The following is a 19,405-nucleotide window of genomic DNA, read 5'->3' on the forward strand; positions in this document are numbered from 1 at the left end:
AAAAACAAGAACATGTATGGTTAACCGTAATTGAAGAGGATTATCAACTATAAGGTTTTTGTGCCTCATTTTTAAAAGAAGTTTTCGGGAACAATCCGGGAAATGTAGGATAATCTAAGATAATTATGTAACTATATTTTTTAAATCTTGAAAATTACATAATTATCTTTATAGAACAAAATAATAAAGTCACGAAAATTTCTCACTGAAGAAGATAACAATTTATTTTTTTTCCAAGATAAGCTGACAGGATATTTTGAAGCTTTATCCGTAATTTTAATATAATTCAACCCTAGTGTTCTACAAATTGAAATAGGGAGTAAAGCCACTCCCTGATTAACCTTTAAAATTTCAACCAATAAATAAGAATCGACTTCAAAGGAAATATTTGGGATGAATCCAGCTTTTTCACAAAGCATGGTTGTAAAGTCACTATATTCTACATTATTAGCAAGAGTAATAAATGGTTCATTGGCTACATGACTTAATGAGATCTCGTTTTTACCCGTAAGTTTGTGGTTCGAAGGTAAAACCAGAACAATATCTTCATTTACCAGTAAACAACTCTCTAGCTCTTCATCTTGAATAGGATGACCTGTTATTCCTAAATCCATTTCTCCTTTTTTTAAACTTGTCAATATTTCGCTTTTGACTCCGATGGTTTGAAGTATTTTTGATTCAGGAAAGCGGGTAATACATTCACTGATGAGTCCTGTAAGGAATCTTGAATTGGAAATTGATATTCTTATGGTGTTGGCAATTTGATGTTCCTCCGATCTAATTTCCATTTGCGCATTTTCAATCTCCGTAAAAATCCTGTTTACGTGTTTCAAAAGAATCTTTCCTGACGAACTCAGTTGAATATTTCTCCCTTTCCTTTCAAATAAGGTTGTTCCCAATTCTTCTTCAAGTCTTTTAATAGTCAGGCTTAAAGAGGGCTGAGCAATATTCAATTGTCTGGCTGCATTAGTAAAGTGCTCGGTATAAGCAACTGTCTGAAAGTATTTGAGTTGAAGCAACTCCATTTAGCTTGTCTCCTTATTTATTATGATAAATATATACATACCTTATTATGTATTAGATTAAATGTAAATATAGATATAAGATAATGTCATCAAGTGAAGTGAACAAGATCAAACTCAAGCGACATATAATGAAAAGTGCAAAATTTGAGCAAGAAAGGAAGGTACTTTCTATGAGAATTGATGTAAATAACACATTCAAAAATTTCAATACACCATTAACAGCACCGGCATATTCGGTGCCAACCTATAAATTTGTTAATCGTGAATATCTTAACATTATTTACCGAACGGATGAAAAAGCTTTACGGACAGCAGTGCCGGAACCCCTAGAAATCGGTGATCCCTTGGTTAAATTCGAAGTGATGTGGATGCCCGATGTTTCCGGACTAGGTGCTTATACTGAGGCTGGACAAGTAATTCCTGTCCGATTTAATGGAGAGGACGGAGATTACGTGCATTCGATGTACGTTGACAACTTTCCAGCGATTGCAAGTGGTCGGGAGCTAACTGCATATCCGAAGAAGTTAGGTGCTCCCAAGCTTTATGTAGATTCAGATACTCTTGTTGGCACACTTGATTACGGTACACTTCGCGTAGCCACAGCCACCATGGGGTACAAGCATTTTGAGATGGATAAGGAACTAGCTAAAAATGAAATTTGTCGACCTAACTTTATGGTTAAGATTGCTACTGATTACAATGGAGATTTAAGAATCTGCGACTTAGTACGAACACAAATAACGAATATAGAGGTTAAAGGGGCTTGGACAGGTCCTGCTCGACTTCAATTATTTGAGCATGCACTGGCACCTCTTGCAGATTTGCCTGTATTAGAAGTCGTTTCAGCATCTCATATCCTTACGGATTTAACCTTAAACGCTGCACAACCTGTATACAACTACTTAGAGGAAAAATAAGGAGGACTTTGAGATGAGAATTGCAATTTTAGGAGCAGGGTCTTTAGGAACCATAGTTGGAGCATATCTTGCTGCTGGCGGAATGGATGTTGAGTTGATTGATGCATACAAAGCACATGTAGATACTTTAAATCAAATAGGTGCTAAAGTAGTGGGTACGACGGAATTTCAAGCAAAGGTAAAAGCCATCATCCCTGAAAACAAGTCAGGCAAGTATGATTTAGTTTTACTGCTAACAAAACAATTATATAACGACTCTGTTCTTAAAGAGTTACTTCCTTTTCTAAGGGACGATAGTGTTGTATGTTCTCTACAAAACGGTATACCCGAAAAGAACGTTGCTTCAATTGTTGGTGAAGAACGTGTTATTGCAGGTTCTGTTGAATTTGGTGCTACGTTTATTGAACCAGGCGTATCTAGCCTTACAACCGAGTATACGCAATTTAAAAAGTACGCTTTTCAAATTGGAGAATTAAACGGCGAAGTCACAGAAAGAATACAACGTATTAAATCGGCTTTAGACCTTGTCGGCGGAACAAACATTTCCGATAACCTAGTTGGAACGAAGTGGTCAAAATTACTGATCAATAATGCATTCAGTGGTTTATCTGCAGCATTAAACGGAGAATATGGAGACATTCTTGACAATGAAATTAGCATTATTTGTGCAGTTCATATCGCAGATGAGACGATCAAGATTGGACACGCAAAGGGTGTCAAATTTGCTAAAATGGGTGGATTTGATATAGAATCTTTGGAATTAAGAAGCGAAAATGATATTCCTGAACGTATCCAAACCTCTAGGGTAGTCATGGAACCGTCCAGGCTGCTAAGAGCAAGTATGCTTCAGGATCTTGAGAAGAAACGTAAAACTGAAATTGATTACATTAATGGTGTGGTTCCCAAAATGGCAGAAGGGACTGGTATTTCAACACCATTTAATGATTTAGTTGTAGCCCAAGTCAAATCTGCAGAAGAATCTCAAACTGTGCCTAATTTTGATACAAATCTAAAAGCTTTTAAAGAGTTATTGAATAGCCAATAAGAAACATAGGTTTGGAGCCGGCAGGACATCCCTCTGGACTTCTTTAACAGAAATGATGCGCTCCATGTTTTTTACGCTGCATATTTTATGATTATTCAACCTGTCGAAATGACAGGTTTTTTTGCATAGAAAAACAAAGAACTTAACAGAGGAAGCACTACATGAGACTGTGAAAATAAAGTTATAGACTAATAGTGGCATTATGCTAAATGGAAGGGTTCAACAAAATTGCTCTCTAGCTGCTTGTGATCCAGCGGTAGATAAACAATGCCAAGATCGATCCGATTGGTGAGCAGCCCCTCCCGACGGTTAAGCCCTCAACAGCGCCTACGTTACTCGGACCGCAGGTTCCTGTTTTTTTACTTTTAAACTATCATGTCCCGTTTGCTTAGAAAACTAACGAACTACGTAATAATTTTTTTGAGATAATAACGATCGTACAAAAGAGGACAGTCTTTAGTTATTACACATTTGGTATCGTTGTCGTGGCTTGTAATCAGGGCGAACACTAAAGTAAACCTAATAATTTCAAAAAAAAAAAAAATTTATCAAGTTGTGGTTTGTAAATGTAAGTACTACAATTAGATACAAGAAATGCAAATTAGAATTAAAATATTCTTTAAAGGGGGGAATGATGATTTTGAATTGGGGTAGCTTCAGGAAGCAGGCTACTACATGTTTATACCATTTTATTGTTTTGGCATAATGGACAATTAATTTTTAAAGAGGAGGTCTTTCTTTGAAAAAATTAGGGATGGTATGTAAAATAGTTCTGATACTTGTATTCTTAACGCCTTTAACACCGACCTTTGGTCAACATGTAGATGCATGGTCAGGTATGCCTATGGGAAAGCTTCATGTCAGGGGCAATCAATTGGTGAACAGCAGCGGAAAACCTATTGTTTTGAATGGCTGGCATCAGCCGTCTGGTGCATACTGGACCTATCAAAACAGTAATTATTATCTCAATTTGAATGGTAACAATCGTCATGCAGCAATTTTGGCCTATTTGAAGGATATCACCGACACCTTTACAGACACCAGACCAAAGTATGGAAGCAACCACGGCTGGTATATGAATCAGGTTCGATTGTTTATTGATCGTCAGGATATGGGAGATGTGGCCGCAGGTTCATACAACTTTTCAGGTTTACAAGCAGCTACACAAAATGTGATTATACCATATATCAATTATGCGAAAACAAAGGGTATTTATGTGACTCTTGGTCTCGATTTCACTTTGGCTAACGACCAAGCTACCACACAATCCAATTTAGACAAATTCAATCAAATATGGGGGTATCTTGCCTCGCAGCCAGCTATTAAGAGCGCGGATAACGTCATGTTTGAACTAATCAACGAGCCCATTAAGTCGTATGCGAATGGGCATTGGGGGGGCTATGCCGGCGAAAATGATTTTGTTGACCATTGGAATGATCTCAGAAGATTCCAAAACTCTATCATTTCCACGATTAGAAGTAAAGGAGCGGATAATGTTATATGGGCTGCAGGGCTTGGATACGACCAATTTTACAGTCCGGCAGCAAAACACCCGCTGATGGACCCATTGAACAACTACGGCTATGCTGTCCACTGGTATCCGGGCTACGGAGCACATGATGACAAGGACAAGCTACAATCGCAATGGAATTCCAACATTAAAGCGGCAGCTCAAGCCTACCCAATAAATATTACAGAGTTTACCTGGTTCAAAACTCAGCCCGGCGACTCAGAGTATTGGAACTTGTTTAACGGCTCTAATGATGGATTTGGGAAAAACACGAAGTCGATTTTTACAGCAGCTGGTAATGTCAGCATGACCGCACACATGAATGGATTTCTGCTGGAAGCAGGAGCAAGGAGTTCATTTGCAGACCCAACGGCCGGGTTAAAGTGGGATGGGGATACGCGACGTCAGGCGATGGCCCGTTTCTTGTTTGACTGGTACAATGAACGTGCACGGACCTATCCGAGAGCACTAATCCAGAACAGTGAATCAGCAACGGAGAATGTGCCTGCGGCTGCACCGACTGATGTGCTATCAGATACATACACTACTACACCGACTGACGCACAATCAGAATGATGTTAATAATTTCAACGCTGATACCTACGAATGACCTTGAATTTCTCATCTAAACTGAATTTAGGCAAAAAACTGCACCCATTTGTTAGTCGTTGGAATGTTTATAGAACTTCATTAAGCGAATTGCCACCTAAATGACAACGCATGCAAATAAGCGCCGATTTATGCGGCGCTTATTTGTCGTTTCCGATCTTAAGTGTCATTTCGATTTGATCGTAGGGTCATCCACTTTTTGACGCTTTCAAGCCATCAATGTAAAGTCTGCGAATTCCTTTCAAAATTTGTTTCGTCGAAAGTCCTTCATCTTTTAAATGAAAATCAATGTTGTGGAGAGTTGCCAGTAAAGCTTCTACGGTGTATACAATGTCAACGTCCGAAATATCTCCTTTTGCTGAAGCCTCGTTATATAAATATCTACATGTTGTACGCATCCATTGACATAGCGGCGAATGAAGCGGGCGATGTCCGGTAGATGCGCGGCTGACGGCGCAAAGCCAGGGGACTTTCGACTCCAAAAAGGAAACATAGCTCACGATGACTTGATAAAGTTGCTCCAAAGGAATAACATCCTTGGATTGGCTGAGGTAGGCCTGAACTTCGTCGAATAATGGTTGACACTCTTCGCTGACAATTTCCAAACAAATGTCGCCTTTCAAGGGTATACCGGCGGTACCCTTACAAGATGTAATAGCGCAAGTTTCTCTATATCGACCTAGTTCTAGCTAACAACTTGCAATAAAAGAGGATAAACTTTGTGTCATTAATTCAAAAGGGGCAAACTTTGTGTCAAAAAAGAGGTAAGCTTTGTGTCACTGGACAGATGTACAATCGTTGAGAAGAAGTTTTATCTCAGCAGCTCATGTAATACATATGTACAAAATACGGGTTTTGTGAATATGTATAAGGGAAACCCCGTAATTCATTTAAATTATAGAGATAACAAACCTTTAATTTATTTTCCAATTCTAAGTGGTTCTTTCTTAGATCTTTGTCTGTAACAACTTCATGTATAGTCCCGTTATTATCGCACCAAATTTTCTGTGCCTTTATTTGTTTCAACGTTCGGGAGTTACGCGGATTTTCGGGATTTAACTCGAATTCATATTTAACCTCACAACATTTTACAGTTTCATCTTTCAACTGAATCCACATGTCAAAAATACTTGTATGTAGCTCACCATTAAAAGCATAGCTAATCTTAGGATATTGTTCACAATAAGCTTTGATTGCTTGTTTCTATTTTTTAAATTTGACGCTCCTACTCGACTTCTTAAAGCTGTTTAAAATATCCCCTCTTTATATACACCATAAAATAGATACACTAAAACAACGTTAGACCTATTAACCACTTTCTCAATACGGAAGTGCTTTAATGCTTTATAAAACTTAAAGGCAACTAAATACTGATGTTGCGCCATGCTGCACTTGACGTGTAGATTTTCCCCACATATAATTAAAGTCAATAAAACATATGAACAGTTGCTCATATGTTAATAAAATAGAAAGCTGGGATATGTATGGCAGGACATAATCATGGACATCGACACAACAATAAAAAAGTATTGCTGATCTCCTTCATCATCATCACTACTTACATGCTGGTCGAAGCTTTTGGTGGATTTATTACCAATAGTTTAGCTTTGTTCTCGGATGCAGGTCATATGTTATCGGATTCTCTTGCGTTGGCGATCGCTTTGTTCGCGTTTAAGTTTGGAGAGAAAGCTATCAATAAGGAAAAAACCTTTGGTTACAGGAGATTTGAAATATTGGCTGCAATGCTAAACGGTGTTACTCTGATTGCGATTGCCTTATACATTTTTTACGAAGCGATTGAAAGGTTTATAAATCCTCCAGAAGTAGCTACAGTAGGGATGCTAGTTATCAGTATTGTTGGCCTGTTCATTAATATACTCGTTGCCTGGATTATGATGCGAGGTAGCGATACAGAGCACAACCTGAATATGAGAGGTGCTTATCTGCACGTCCTCAGCGATATGCTGGGATCTGTTGGAGCGATTATTGCCGCTCTTCTGATGATGTTCTTGGGATGGGGTTGGGCAGACCCACTTGCTAGTGTAATTGTCGCAGTACTTGTCCTTCGCAGTGGTTACTTTGTTAGTAAGTCTTCCCTGCATGTGCTTATGGAAGGAACACCCCGTAACATTGATGTAGAGGAAGTCGTACAAGCCATTTCGCAGTTCGAAGGTGTGAAAGCCGTACATGATGTGCATATTTGGTCAATTACTAGCAACTTAAACGCTCTGACTGCGCATATTGTAGTTGATGGAAATAAAACAGTGCATGAAACCGAGGCCCTACTGCATAGTATCGAGCATATGCTGGAGCATAAGAACATTCCTCACTCTACTTTGCAGATCGAGTCCGAACAGCATAGACACGATGAATCCATTTTGTGCACTATAGAGTCAGGTGCGCCGGATGCACATGCACATCATGGCCATTAATAAAAGGAGGACTGTTTGACTTTTTTGGAGCGGCTGAATCCTCGACCGCTCCCCTAAGTACCAATGCACTCCTTGGAAATTTGTTCTGTAGACTAAGATCCAAGTCTGTTAACGCAAAATGGGTCATTCCTTCTTAAATGGAGCGATGGCATCTAGTATAAACCTCATTATTTTCTCAAAAGTCAAATTCATATCTGAATCGAGATAATTCAAGTCTGCCCACCATCACAATACGGTTTTTCGTACGCATCTTTACCTACGCGATTGCCCTTTGATACGATTCAATCAGTGATTCAAGGTGACCTTATTATTTTTGAAATGGTGACTTTTCCGTTCTCTTTACATATTAATAGCACCTGAAGCTATTCCCTCTGACTTTTCCAATCCAAAAAAGAATTGACCGTCGTAGCTTCTTTCTTTTATATGTCCAGTAGTATATAAATAAAGATTAATAAAATGAGTGGACTGTTTAATCAGTGCCTTTCATAAAATTCTGAGTCAAATGGAGTGAAGTCTCTTTTAGAGTATTAATAAAAATACGTGTCGCAGCACTCAGGTATTTATCTTTCCTGTAGATAATTCCTATATATCGAGCAAGATTAACATTTAAAATGGGAATAATTCTGATACGAGGATGGTTAAGGTACTCTAAGTAAGGTCGCGGTAATATAGTTACCCCTATCCTATCTATAACCATATTAATTAAAGATTGCATGGTTGTAATTTCAAAGACCGGTTCTGGAATAAACCCCACATCTTTACAAGCTTTATTTATAAGCTGTCTTATAAAGTATTGTTCAGGAAGTAAGATGGAAGGTGTTGTTTGCAAGACTTCTATACCTAATTTATCCTGATTCTCTAACGGGTGTCCAACAGGCACTGCAAACGCCATTTCCTCTCTATATAAAGAAATGGTTTCTAATTCATCCCCTTTCATAGGTAAAAAAACAATGCCTATATCCAGCTTATTTTCTAACAGTTGTTTTTGAATATCCCCAGTACGTAATCCAAACACAGATATCTTAACACCAGGATATAGATGATGGAAACTACGTAATGTGGGCGGAATGAGGTAATTTTCAACGGTTAACAAGGTGCCTATAGAAATGGTTCCTCTTTGAAGACCATTTAGTTCATCTATTGAGGTTTTTGCCTGTTCCAGTTCATGAAAAATGTTACGTGTATACTTTAAGAGTAATTCCCCTGATTCCGTAAGAGCCGTCTTTTTACCAATGCGATCAAATAAAAGTGTGCCAATTTCATGTTCTAACAAACGAATTTGTTGACTTAAAGAAGGTTGAGAAATCCCTACCTTTTCTGCTGCTCTTGTAAAATGTAGCTCTTGGCACACAGCGTAAAAATATTCAAGTTGTCTTAACTCCATTCTTAAGCCTCCTGATTTAAACGGTAATAGTTCCTACCTTTGCATTTTGCAAGTTCATTAACATGAATTTCAATAGGAATACTATAAACAATCTTAGATATTACACATTATATCATAGGTTAAACCTATGATTATTATATAAATAATTGAATTGTACTATTGATTGAACTGTCTTAGACTATTAGTTGCACAGAGATCCAAGTAAAGTCTTTAATCCTAAAAGTATACATTCTTTAAACTGTGTAAAAATTTTGTGGGGGTGATAAGATGGGTAGTCAAAAAACAGAGATTATCTACTACAGTGAGTTTTTAATAAAGAGTAGTAAGCCTGCCGTTCGAGCATGTTCATGGAAATGGAAAGACATTTATCCATTACTCAATTAATCTGTATCGGAAGGCTTTCTTTAAAGTGGCCGTGGAACATTGTCACTCATTCATAATCATACAGGGGATACGCATGGAACTTCATCAACTATGAAAGTAGTCGTCCAAATTTTTAAACCTGGTGGGCATAATAAAGCTCATCGTCATACTAATGTAGCTCTCAATCTAGTATTTCAGGGCGAGGGTTAAAGTATCGTGGATGGAGAAAAGATTGAATTGAAAAAAGGTGACCTATTCTTAGCTCCTCCTTGCTCTGCTCATGAGCATTGCAACACTTAGCAAACAGAGGATGCTATTATTTACACGTTTCAAAATGTACCGGTTCTTACTTCAATGGGCACTTGGTTTTTAGAGAAACCGGTGGGTAGTACACCTCGTCACATAGTCAAACCAGATACACAAACAAAGAATAACTAGAAAAGATTAGTTAATACTTTTGGCCTGAAGAATGTAACCAAACTTTAAACAACATGAACATAGAACAATTTAGTCATTCAAATATACCTTTTAAAAATTATCTGAAAGGATTTAGTATTTGACCTTATGTACAAATTAGTTCTTGTAATGTATATACACTGGAGGATATAACTGATGAAAAATTTTAATGTTGCTATTCCAACTCCCTTTCGTGATGATGAAAGCTTATATTTAGAAGGATTCAATCCTATTGTTAAACATTTAACAGATAACGGGATAGATTCACTACTTGTGTCTGCTACGACAGGCGAACAAAATTCAATGAGCATTGAAGAGCGTATCCATATTATTGATTATTTTAATCAACAAAAATTTGAAAATGTTGAACTGATGTTTGGCGTATCAGCTACAACAACAAGAAATGCAATAAAACTGGTTAAAAAGCTTGAGGAATCTGTTTTTGATTCTATTCTAATTCAGTTTCCACCTTACATTCAGCCGACACAACAACAAGCTATTTCTTATATCAATGAGCTGCTACAACATACCACCAAAAACGTTGTCCTTTATAATAATCCTTTCCGAACAGGATTTGAGCTAAGTGCTGAATCATTAAAGACTGTTATTAACCAAAAGTACTCTAACCTTGTAGGACTTAAAGAAGAGAGTGATGCCAAACGTCACCATAATACTGACTTACCAGATGATTTCATTATGTTCGCTGGTGGAGATGTAAATCTTACAGAAAAGATAATGAATGGATGTAATGGACTTTCTAGTATGGTAGGAAATGTTTACCCACAAGAAATCAAACAAATTTTTAATGACTTATTAATGAATAAACCAGTAGACCTTTGGAAGATAAAACAATTAATTAATAAAGTTACAAGTGGTCAAGCCATCATAAACATAAAAAATCACTATAATTCTTTAGGTATAAAAGTAGGGGCTTGTCGTTCTCCTATTAACTAACGGGAGAAGTCCAAAAATTCGCTTAATTTAATTAAAATGTTTAAAAGTAACCGTCAAGTAGAAAACAACATTTTATTATGTTCTCTGCTTTACGGTTACTATTGTGGAACAATATAGAAGTGTGGCAATCCAAACAATAAATGAATTGATTACTAATTTAGAAAAGCTTTAGTATTAAATACGGAGGATCTATAGCGATCATGGGTATTTCACAAAAAACCAATCAACTAGGACAACCGAAACCGGATCTAAAGCCTAGAATAGGATTACTTATTATAGGTATCATCCTAATGGGAGCCAATCTCAGAGCCCCACTAACTTCAGTGGGTCCACTAATAAATTCTATACGTGACAGTTTAGGCATATCTAATATACTAGCAGGGACAATAACTACAGTACCTTTACTTACTTTTGCATTCTTATCCCCTTTTGCCCCTAAGTTAGCTCAACGTTTTAGTACGGAGTTTATCCTATTTATTTCTTTAATCTTATTAACCATTGGATTTGGAATACGTTCTTTTGGTGGTGTAATAACCTTATTTATAGGAACAATCTTAATTGGTTCATGTATTGCCATTGGTAATGTATTACTTCCCAGTCTCATTAAACATAACTTTGCACAAAATGTAGGAATGATAACAGGGATTTATATAGTCTCTATGAATTTATGTGGAGCTATTGGATCCGGTATAAGTATCCCCATCTCCTCATTATCAGGGTTAGGATGGTCAGGAGGTCTCGGATGCTGGGGAATCTTATCTCTTCTTACACTTTTCTTTTGGTTACCACTAATACAAAATCAACATAAATCTATTAGATTTGTACAAACTAAAAAGAAAGTTAAATCTATAAACTTATGGCATTCTAAACTAGCATGGAATGTCACGTTATTTATGGGTTTTCAATCCTTAATCTTCTATACCATGATAACGTGGCTTCCTGAAATTCTTGAACAAAAAGGGCTGAACACTCATGAAGCTGGCTGGATGTTGTCTTTAATGCAATTTGCTATGCTTCCTACTACGTTTATTGTCTCTATTTTAGCTGGACGTTTAAAGAAGCAGCATTCATTAGTACTGGTTTCAGTCGTCTTGCTTATTGGAGGGGTATTCGGTATCTTACACGGAAGCACGATCCTTATTCCAATATGGATAATTATGGTTGGAATTGGAGTGGGATTTGCCTTTAGTTTAGCTATGATGTTTTTTAGTTTACGTACTCAAGATACGAATGAGGCAGCAGAATTATCCGGTATGGCTCAATCATTAGGTTATCTTTTGTCTGCTATCGGCCCTGTCTTATTTGGATGGTTGCATGATGTGACACATAATTGGAATACTTCCTTACTGATGTTAGTTTTAACTTCTGTTATTATCTTTATCACGGGTATAGGCGCAGGAAAAAATGAATATGTAGCATAGGATACCAGTCAGTAAACAAGAATACTTGGTTTTTAACCCAGTCTCAAAAACATTTGTTTTTGAGACTTTTTTGTAATTGGTATTAATATATAAAGGGGAATGGATAGTTGAAAACAAGAGAACTTCTTACCGACTGTCGCTATTTTATTGAACTAACGTTTCCCGTGAGTTGGACAAGATTATTAGAACTGAATGCTAATCCGTTGAATTTATGAATCCCAGTTCCAAATTTGGCGAGATCATTTCTTTATTTCCTGGGATCTTTCGAATTGATCCACTTAATCATTAAGCTCCCTGGAAATGATTTAGTTTCCTCACTCAAGCTCATGGAAGCGCTGCATGCTATTGTGCCGAACGGTACGACATATTTCTTGCAAATTACAATTAATATCTATTTTACACAACTAAGATAAGCCGTCCCCGACCCTCAGCCTCCAGTCATTACATCGTATGGTAGTACCAACAGGGTATTCAAAATCACATTCACCAATAAGAAGAAGCCAAGCTTGCGACAAATGACATTAGAAGCAGGATTGCAAAAGCATGAATGAATTCATGTTTCTTTTCAGAATGGATAGAAGCTATGGCTTTCGCTGTTGCTTCTGTGGCTATCCCTCTGCCGATGTGTCTATGGCTTAAACCTATACTTACAATCAAATATATAAAATCCTTATTAAATAAAGACTAAATAATAATTTAATCAAACTAAAAGAAATACGGGTTTTGTGAAGATGTCTTAGGAAACCCTCATAGCAATGTGGATTCTTCATGATATAAATCAGGTAAAATTCATCAATCTCACTGTATTTAGCCCTGAGGCTAGACTTAGGGAAGATTTGTGTCACTACAATTACTTAGTCCATATTCTCCCCATTTTTATCCAATGACAAAAATGTTCCTACATTAATGACGCAAAGTTACCTAAATAGGTTCACCGATTTCACATTGATCCTTGAAGTCCATTTGTTCATTTTAATTGCCTTGTAGCTGGCTGCCAGGATATTGTTAAGTATCTTTTGAAACAAAAAAGAACGACTACCTACTGGAAGCCGTATAAACCGTGCCAAACAGTTATTCTATTATTAACTCACCCTTAATTCTATACTTCACCTTATTATTAGAATGCTCTTCTTCCCTCTTCGCCATATGTATCTCAGGTTCAATCAAAAACTCTTCTGTACATAATTTACTTTCATTATTCGGATCTTTGTACACCAATATGATATTCAAACTGAATAAATCCAAGTTTTCATTAAATGCCTTTATGTTCAATAAGTATATGTACCATCTAGGAAGATGTATTTTTATACCGTGTTTTTCTGCGCCAACAGGACGAATCGTTCCCAATTCCTCAAGATGAAAACTGATTTCATGTTTGATATTTTCTACTTTATTAAATGAAATAACGACTTTTTCTTCTTCCTCAGAAAGATAAAATGAATGATTATCTTCATCATTGAAAGCGGTATGATCTTTCATAAAATCATTTAATTCATCAAAATCAACCGCAATCTCAACCATGACATTTTCTGCTGGGATATTTCCATGATTATAAACTTCTAGATAAACACTAGATTTATCGTCTTGAAACGATGATTCCTCCACACCACTTCCCCAGTCCTGAAAGAGTGATTGATGGAGTTCAACTTCAAATGTTTTAGACGGTATGGCTAAGTTTACTTTTCTGCTATTCTTCTGTTCGTCACTCGCCGTTTGATGACTCTTTTTCAATCGAAGCACAGCAAACACAGAAATGAATGTCGCTAATACTACTCCACCAATAGAAATGATTAGTACCAATAGTTGTATCTTCACCGATTTGTCCTCCGTTCCTATTTTCTTCATTATACACTATCCACTTATTCACTATATCTATGAATGGTGTCTAACTGCTAAAGCCCTATGTTTGATCACACAAAGATAACGTTAATGTTGCATAAAAAAGAACCCACGTTTTCATGGGTTTTAATCAGTCCATTATAAGAAAATCCGTCATAAGGCAAGCAGGCTCTCCTTGTTCACCTAGCACCCAAAAGCTTACATCACTTTTCTCATAACCTCTTATCTACGAATTTCGCAAATTTCTTTCAAATGTAAAGTATTCGTGAAAAATTGACTATCCTGCCCTTTAGTTTAATAAAAGGGCCTCTGTCGCCGTCGATGAAATCCTATCGGGAATGTAACAATGTTCTTGTCACCCGACAAATGATAAATTGTCAATTAGCTGGAGAACATTATTTAAAAACACACCTAATACAAAATGCAACTCACCTCCATCTAGAAGTAAATGAACTTTGCCAAATTATTTTCTGATCTTGCTGTTGAAAAATGGATATTTAGGGACCTTTTCGTATGATTTCCTATGTGAATGTGATATTTAGTATACTTATATATTCATTAAACTTGACTTTTGATGCCCATAATAAGAACGTGCCTTTCTGCTCTTCTGCATTACAGGTAAATAAGCTCTTCACTACAAATCCAGACAACCAAACTCCCAACCTAACTTTCCTCATCTCTTTTGTAATCTGTCGTGCTGATTGAGCACAACAAAAAGAGATCAACGGTCGGAACACGTTGATCTCTTTTTGTCGTCTCACTCTGCTTTTCTTTTTCTACCGTTCTCGTCACTCGCAGACCGAGAAGATACAAACTCAGTATCCTCAGGGTTATGTGTCCCCCTCTGTTCTATTTCTAATGCCTACAGTTTTTTGGTGTTTGGATATCCAATGTCACTGGATCATTTCAAACGGACAAAATGTATTTCTCCAAGCCTATTTTCAAACCGTCTTCATCATTACTCGATGTGACCCAGTCGGCAATTTTCTTAACTTCCTCTGGCGCATTCCCCATTGCAATTCCTAGGCCTGCGTACAAAATCATATCCATGTCATTATAGTTGTCTCCAATGGCCATCGATTCACGATAAGTAATATTAAATATCCCCTCGAGTTCCTGAATGGCATACGATTTGGACACCATCTCATCCATAATTTCCAGATAGGTTCCCTTGGATTTATAGACACTGATACCAGTAACTTCATTTTTGATTTGTTGTACAAGCCGCTCAACGTCTTCGGGAGGTCCCATGCATAAAATTTTGTGAGTTTCATGATCTTCTTCTATATATGAGGAAAGCACCCTCTGTATGGGAGAGCCATTAATAATTCCCGCTTCCTGAATTACCCAAGGATTTTGAGTGTTATCAACGATCCACTGGTCATAGCCATATAAGTTAAAACTAATAGAAGGATAATGATCCGATACAATATCGTATATTTGTTTAATGCTCTTTTTCGATAAACAGATGCTATGGAGGATTTCCCTATTACAGCCCAATATTAGACCACCGCTATAACAAATGACGGGAGCGTTAATATTGAGCTCTTGCTGAAGAGGAAAAATGCTGCTTGGCATTCTCGCTGAAACGAGTACAAAAGGGATATTTCCTCCTCCCACAACCTTTTGGATTGTATTTTTGGTGTCGAATGTAATTTGATGTTTTGAATTTAACAACGTCCCGTCAATATCGCTAAAGATTGCTTGTATCATGGCCCATGCTCCCTTGCGATTTTTTATCACTTTTCTTCCTCAAGCACCTTGATAACTTCTACTCCGCTATCCTGCAACATCAGCAATGAATGCTTCGGGGCATCCTGATTTGTAATTAGAATATCAATTTCGGAAAAATTCAGACCTTTAAACGGGCTTGTTAAATTAAATTTTTTGAAATCGGCAAGTAAAAATACTTCTCTGGCACGCCTCGATACCAGCTTTTTAACTAAAGCATCATCACGGTTCGCAAAATACACTCCGTCTTCCATAATGGCGGCAGCTCCTAAAAAAGCTTTGTCAAAAAAAACTTCGTTCAACTGCATAGCCGTGTCGTAGTCATAAAAAAAACGGTTTTCATGATTAAATTTGCCCCCGAGCAAATTTATGTTAATTTCACTTTTTGCTGATAAAGCTTCTGCATTATCCAACGAGTGTGTGTAAACCGTCAGATTCTTGTCCAATTGCCCACAGAGCAGTTGAATGGTAGTCGATACATCCATGAAGCATACATCTCCGTCAGCGATATACTCAGAAGCTGCTTTTGCAATAAGCATCTTTTGCTTTGTTGCTGAGGTTACACGTTCCTTGTAGGCTCTTATTTCTTCTTTTAATAAGGGTAAGGCAATACCTCCATGGGTTCTGATAACCCCCCCTTCATGAACAAGCTTAATAATATCCCTTCTTGCCGTATCTCTCGAGATGTTCAATAAATCGCAGATTTCCGAATTTGATAATTGGTTACGGCTTTGGAGATACTCCAAAATTTTTAAAAGTCGTTCCTCTTGGTGAATATAATCCCTCCCCCTTTCCCTATATTCATCATAAGCAATTTAACGCTTTTTGTTAAGTGTTTTTAAGTGTTTTTCGAAAATTAAGCAAACCGCTTATATTGAGTATTTCACATGATAAGTCCCCGATCCGCATGCACATCGCATTAAGAGTCCAGGGACTTTATTCATTTTGCCTATTTATTGATAAATTCAATCTTTTGACATCTGCAGTGTCGGTTTTTACTTTTCGCAGTTGCGTGTTTCTCGCACGTTTAGTTTGAAGTGGATTGATTATAAAATGCTTGCACTCCTCGCGTATTAAAATAGGAAACTAATCCACATCTAATCCTACAACCGGCTCCAGAACACACTCCCTAATATTAAAGTTGCGGCCACTCCCACGATGGTTCCCCCATAGCTTCGCTTGTGATACGAGATCCCTGTCTCAACCAGCTCAAACATGGTCATTGAGGGCAGTGAGAGAACTGTTTTCACGACGGGCCCGCCTCAATAAAGTCAACGTTCTCTCGGCTACCGCCATCATATGATGCCTAAGAAAAAAGGCCAACCAGAAATCTCTGATTGACCTAATAACACGAAATAAAGTCCTAGACTGTCGCTATTTTATTGAGCTAACGTTTCCCGTTAGTTTGACAAGATTATTAGAACTGAACACTAAATCCGTTGAATTTATGAATCCCAGTTCCAAATTTGACGAGATCATGTTCCCTCAGAAATTTAACTGCAATTTTTACTTCAACTAAAATTATTGGATTAAGTCCTAATGTATTGTGAGAACCGTATACCATTTTGACGTTGGGTATTCTTGCAATCTTTTCTAATGAATTCACTAAATCAACAGGGTTCGTTGAAGGATAAAAGGCATATATTGGCGCTTCATCATAGAGCAGATCGCCAGTAAATAAATACCCTTTTGTTTCATCGAAAACTGAAATATGACCAGGAGAATGTCCTGGAGTGTGATATATAATTAATCTTCTGTCCCCTAGATCGAATATATCACCATCCTTCAACAAACCTGTCGGCTTTCCTTTAAAGGGTTGGTATGTATCCGGATTAAACCTTTCTGGAGTAGGCAAGGTTATATCTCTTCTAATATTCTTCCTGATTTGCTATATTGTTAAGCCTTGAATCCCGTTAATTAGCCAGTCTTCATCTCCTTTATGGACAAAGATCCGTTCAAATTCGCCATGGTTACCTATGTGGTCAGTGTGGACATGCGTCGTAATAACTTTTAGAGGTAAAGATGTCAACTGCTCTGTTATTCTTTTGATACTATCAATCCCAAGCCCTGTATCAATTCTAACTCCATTTGCTTATTCGTCAGGGGCTACACTAATCTGCAGTGGGTCGATCTGAAAATCCTCTCCCTCTTGGGAAAATTGTTAAAAAACTTTTCCAATGTTCCCTTGTAAGACAGGTAGGATAATAGAAATTCCAGTCGCTCTCCCCCTGTTAACGCTCTCCTGATCATAGTGTAGCCTTCCTCTCGCAAAAACCTATAACTTAAAATGGTTGCAATATGTCGAATGCTGAAGTAAAGTTTTTTTAAGCTCATTTCATATAGGAGGATAACAATGATTTATAGAAACGCTACTGTTGATGATATATCTGCTATAGTGGAATTACAAAAAAAATATCACATTACAACCATTAGTGAAAAAGACAAACCCGATGGCTTCGTAACAACCTTATTTACAGAAGAACAATTTAAGGAATTAATTGAAAAAGAAAATGGAATTACAATTGCATGTCATGGCCAGAAGATTATTGCTTATGTGATGGCTGCCTCATGGAAGTATTGGGCTAAGTGGCCTCTTTTTCAATTTATGATTGACGATTTGAAAGATACAGAATATAAGGGAATTACGCTTTCTACTGAAAACACTTATCAGTATGGGCCAATTTGCATTGATATGGATTACAGGGGGACGGTAGTACTCCGAAAGGTTTTTGATTTTTCCAGAATGCAAATGAGTAAAAAATATCCGATATTGATAACTTTTATAAACCACATCAATCATAGATCTTACGCTGCCCATACCAAAAAGCTTGGTCTTGACGTGATTAAAAGCTTTGATTTCAACAATAATACTTACTATCAATTGGGTTGTTATACATCAGAATGATTGGATGTAATTGTAATTTTGGACCATCCATAAGCCTATTTTACTATCTCAATACCAAACCTCATGGAAATCGCCCTTCAACTAGCCTACCAGGCCAGTTGAAGGGCGATTAGAATTAGAGATATTACCGATTAAGATCGAAATGACTAGCATTGAATCAGCTTAACTTACCGGTCAAAAATTGTGCCTCCCCCAGTCCAAAACTCCAATCATCATCATTATTTTCAACAATAGATACCATTAAATCGGTTGGTGCGATGCCGCATTCAGCTTCTAACCTTTCAGCCAGCAAGGAATAGAGCTTTTGTTTCTTCTCTTTTGGCCGGGCTTTGCTTATTATGGAGAGAATAACTAGACTATCGGTACGGTTAAATCCTAGCCCAGTATCCTCAATAATCATATGGTCCGCCGGGTGTTCGTGAACGATTTGGTAACGATCTCGCTCAGGAACGTCAAAAGCTTCCACAACAACTTGGTGGGCAACAAAACAAAGAAAGCAGCTGATCACATTGGTCGGCTGCTTTCTTGTTGTTATAGAGCTAACGGCTGCAAAAAACTTCGATAACATTGCCATTCAAGACATTGCAGACCAAGCAAACGTAAACCGTGGTACGATTTATCTTCATTATGAGAACAAATATGATTTATTGAATCAAATCATGAGACACACATTAATGAATTAAAAGAAATAATTTGCAGCCAAAAATGCATGTCCGCTAATGCTAAGCGTATAGAACGGTTAAAATGTTGGCGAGACCCCTTATATTAAACTTCATGATCCTTAAATTATAATATCTCGCTACATGCTTTCTAA

15 protein-coding genes and 3 pseudogenes are annotated in these 19,405 nt (G+C 37.3%); 8 read left to right on the forward strand and 10 right to left on the reverse strand.

The window, feature by feature from the left end; translation table 11 throughout:
* Positions 1-140: 140 nt before the first annotated feature.
* Positions 141-1,025: a LysR family transcriptional regulator gene (locus C0638_RS20480; RefSeq protein ID WP_013371262.1), complete on the reverse strand. Its 885-nt coding sequence runs from the start codon at positions 1,023-1,025 to the stop codon at positions 141-143.
* 170 nt (positions 1,026-1,195) lie between these two features.
* On the opposite strand from C0638_RS20480, the gene C0638_RS20485 reads away from it, so the two are divergent.
* The 3 genes from C0638_RS20485 to C0638_RS20495 all read left to right on the forward strand — a co-directional run bounded on the left by C0638_RS20485 (position 1,196) and on the right by C0638_RS20495 (position 5,073).
* A complete protein-coding gene (locus C0638_RS20485; protein ID WP_013371261.1) occupies positions 1,196-1,942 on the forward strand; it encodes an acetoacetate decarboxylase in 747 nt (248 codons plus the stop codon).
* A gap of 13 nt (positions 1,943-1,955) precedes the next feature.
* Entirely contained in the window at positions 1,956-2,987 is a 1,032-nt protein-coding gene (locus C0638_RS20490) for a ketopantoate reductase family protein (RefSeq protein ID WP_058711641.1), read from the forward strand.
* Positions 2,988-3,726: 739 nt separating this feature from the next.
* Positions 3,727-5,073 (forward strand): cellulase family glycosylhydrolase, encoded by a 1,347-nt coding sequence (locus tag C0638_RS20495; RefSeq protein WP_058712279.1) that lies wholly within the window; start codon positions 3,727-3,729, stop codon positions 5,071-5,073.
* Positions 5,074-5,294: 221 nt separating this feature from the next.
* Here the strand turns inward: C0638_RS20495 and C0638_RS20500 are convergent, their stop codons facing one another.
* Complete coding sequence (locus C0638_RS20500; RefSeq protein WP_013371258.1) at positions 5,295-5,711, reverse strand: hypothetical protein; 417 nt, start codon at positions 5,709-5,711, stop codon at positions 5,295-5,297.
* Positions 5,712-5,922: 211 nt separating this feature from the next.
* Positions 5,923-6,300 (reverse strand): TnsA endonuclease N-terminal domain-containing protein, encoded by a 378-nt coding sequence (locus tag C0638_RS26225; protein WP_082689683.1) that lies wholly within the window; start codon positions 6,298-6,300, stop codon positions 5,923-5,925.
* A 290-nt stretch (positions 6,301-6,590) separates the two neighbouring features.
* Here C0638_RS26225 and C0638_RS20510 point away from each other — a divergent pair, with 290 nt between their 5' ends.
* Positions 6,591-7,538 carry a cation diffusion facilitator family transporter gene (locus C0638_RS20510; RefSeq protein ID WP_058712278.1) on the forward strand — a complete coding sequence of 316 codons (948 nt, stop codon included), beginning with the start codon at positions 6,591-6,593 and terminating at the stop codon, positions 7,536-7,538.
* 469 nt (positions 7,539-8,007) lie between these two features.
* Here C0638_RS20510 and C0638_RS20515 read toward each other — a convergent pair whose 3' ends face one another.
* Positions 8,008-8,922: a LysR family transcriptional regulator gene (locus C0638_RS20515; protein ID WP_029515234.1), complete on the reverse strand. Its 915-nt coding sequence runs from the start codon at positions 8,920-8,922 to the stop codon at positions 8,008-8,010.
* A gap of 975 nt (positions 8,923-9,897) precedes the next feature.
* Here C0638_RS20515 and C0638_RS20525 point away from each other — a divergent pair.
* Together C0638_RS20525 and C0638_RS20530 are read left to right on the forward strand one after the other, a co-directional pair.
* On the forward strand, positions 9,898-10,695 hold the full coding sequence (locus tag C0638_RS20525; RefSeq protein WP_102163732.1) for a dihydrodipicolinate synthase family protein: 798 nt from the start codon (positions 9,898-9,900) through the stop codon (positions 10,693-10,695).
* 200 nt (positions 10,696-10,895) lie between these two features.
* On the forward strand, positions 10,896-12,116 hold the full coding sequence (locus C0638_RS20530; RefSeq protein WP_058712577.1) for a CynX/NimT family MFS transporter: 1,221 nt from the start codon (positions 10,896-10,898) through the stop codon (positions 12,114-12,116).
* A gap of 1,071 nt (positions 12,117-13,187) precedes the next feature.
* Here C0638_RS20530 and C0638_RS20540 read toward each other — a convergent pair.
* The 5 genes and pseudogenes from C0638_RS20540 to C0638_RS20555 all read right to left on the reverse strand — a co-directional run.
* Positions 13,188-13,931, reverse strand: a complete 744-nt coding sequence (locus C0638_RS20540; protein WP_233902238.1) for a hypothetical protein — start codon at positions 13,929-13,931, stop codon at positions 13,188-13,190.
* Positions 13,932-14,861: 930 nt separating this feature from the next.
* A complete protein-coding gene (locus tag C0638_RS20545) occupies positions 14,862-15,668 on the reverse strand; it encodes a Cof-type HAD-IIB family hydrolase (RefSeq protein WP_058710634.1) in 807 nt (268 codons plus the stop codon).
* A gap of 26 nt (positions 15,669-15,694) precedes the next feature.
* Entirely contained in the window at positions 15,695-16,501 is an 807-nt protein-coding gene (locus tag C0638_RS20550; protein ID WP_324912065.1) for a DeoR/GlpR family DNA-binding transcription regulator, read from the reverse strand.
* A gap of 288 nt (positions 16,502-16,789) precedes the next feature.
* Complete coding sequence (locus C0638_RS25225; protein ID WP_158657705.1) at positions 16,790-16,936, reverse strand: hypothetical protein; 147 nt, start codon at positions 16,934-16,936, stop codon at positions 16,790-16,792.
* Positions 16,937-17,103: 167 nt separating this feature from the next.
* Positions 17,104-17,763: pseudogene (locus C0638_RS20555) on the reverse strand (MBL fold metallo-hydrolase); the annotation flags it as partial.
* 276 nt (positions 17,764-18,039) lie between these two features.
* Here C0638_RS20555 and C0638_RS20560 point away from each other — a divergent pair.
* Positions 18,040-18,591, forward strand: coding sequence for a GNAT family acetyltransferase (locus C0638_RS20560; RefSeq protein WP_058710630.1), 552 nt, complete (start codon positions 18,040-18,042; stop codon positions 18,589-18,591).
* 157 nt (positions 18,592-18,748) lie between these two features.
* Here the strand turns inward: C0638_RS20560 and C0638_RS20565 are convergent.
* Positions 18,749-19,075 (reverse strand): annotated as a pseudogene (locus C0638_RS20565) (tautomerase family protein); the annotation flags it as partial.
* Between the two features lie 16 nt (positions 19,076-19,091).
* Here C0638_RS20565 and C0638_RS20570 point away from each other — a divergent pair.
* Positions 19,092-19,282: pseudogene (locus C0638_RS20570) on the forward strand (TetR/AcrR family transcriptional regulator); the annotation flags it as partial.
* Between the last annotated feature and the right edge of the window lie 123 nt (positions 19,283-19,405).

Source organism: Paenibacillus sp. lzh-N1 (genome assembly GCF_002872435.1).
GTDB lineage: Bacteria > Bacillota > Bacilli > Paenibacillales > Paenibacillaceae > Paenibacillus > Paenibacillus polymyxa_C.

Coding starts and splice junctions, on each gene's coding strand:
- C0638_RS20510 (WP_058712278.1), top strand. CDS start 6,591: ATGGCAGGACATAATCATGGACATCGACACAACAATAAAAAAGTATTG.
- C0638_RS20525 (WP_102163732.1), top strand. CDS start 9,898: ATGAAAAATTTTAATGTTGCTATTCCAACTCCCTTTCGTGATGATGAA.
- C0638_RS20545 (WP_058710634.1), bottom strand. CDS start 15,668: ATGATACAAGCAATCTTTAGCGATATTGACGGGACGTTGTTAAATTCA.
- C0638_RS20490 (WP_058711641.1), top strand. CDS start 1,956: ATGAGAATTGCAATTTTAGGAGCAGGGTCTTTAGGAACCATAGTTGGA.
- C0638_RS20560 (WP_058710630.1), top strand. CDS start 18,040: ATGATTTATAGAAACGCTACTGTTGATGATATATCTGCTATAGTGGAA.
- C0638_RS20485 (WP_013371261.1), top strand. CDS start 1,196: ATGAGAATTGATGTAAATAACACATTCAAAAATTTCAATACACCATTA.
- C0638_RS20480 (WP_013371262.1), bottom strand. CDS start 1,025: ATGGAGTTGCTTCAACTCAAATACTTTCAGACAGTTGCTTATACCGAG.
- C0638_RS20530 (WP_058712577.1), top strand. CDS start 10,896: ATGGGTATTTCACAAAAAACCAATCAACTAGGACAACCGAAACCGGAT.
- C0638_RS20515 (WP_029515234.1), bottom strand. CDS start 8,922: ATGGAGTTAAGACAACTTGAATATTTTTACGCTGTGTGCCAAGAGCTA.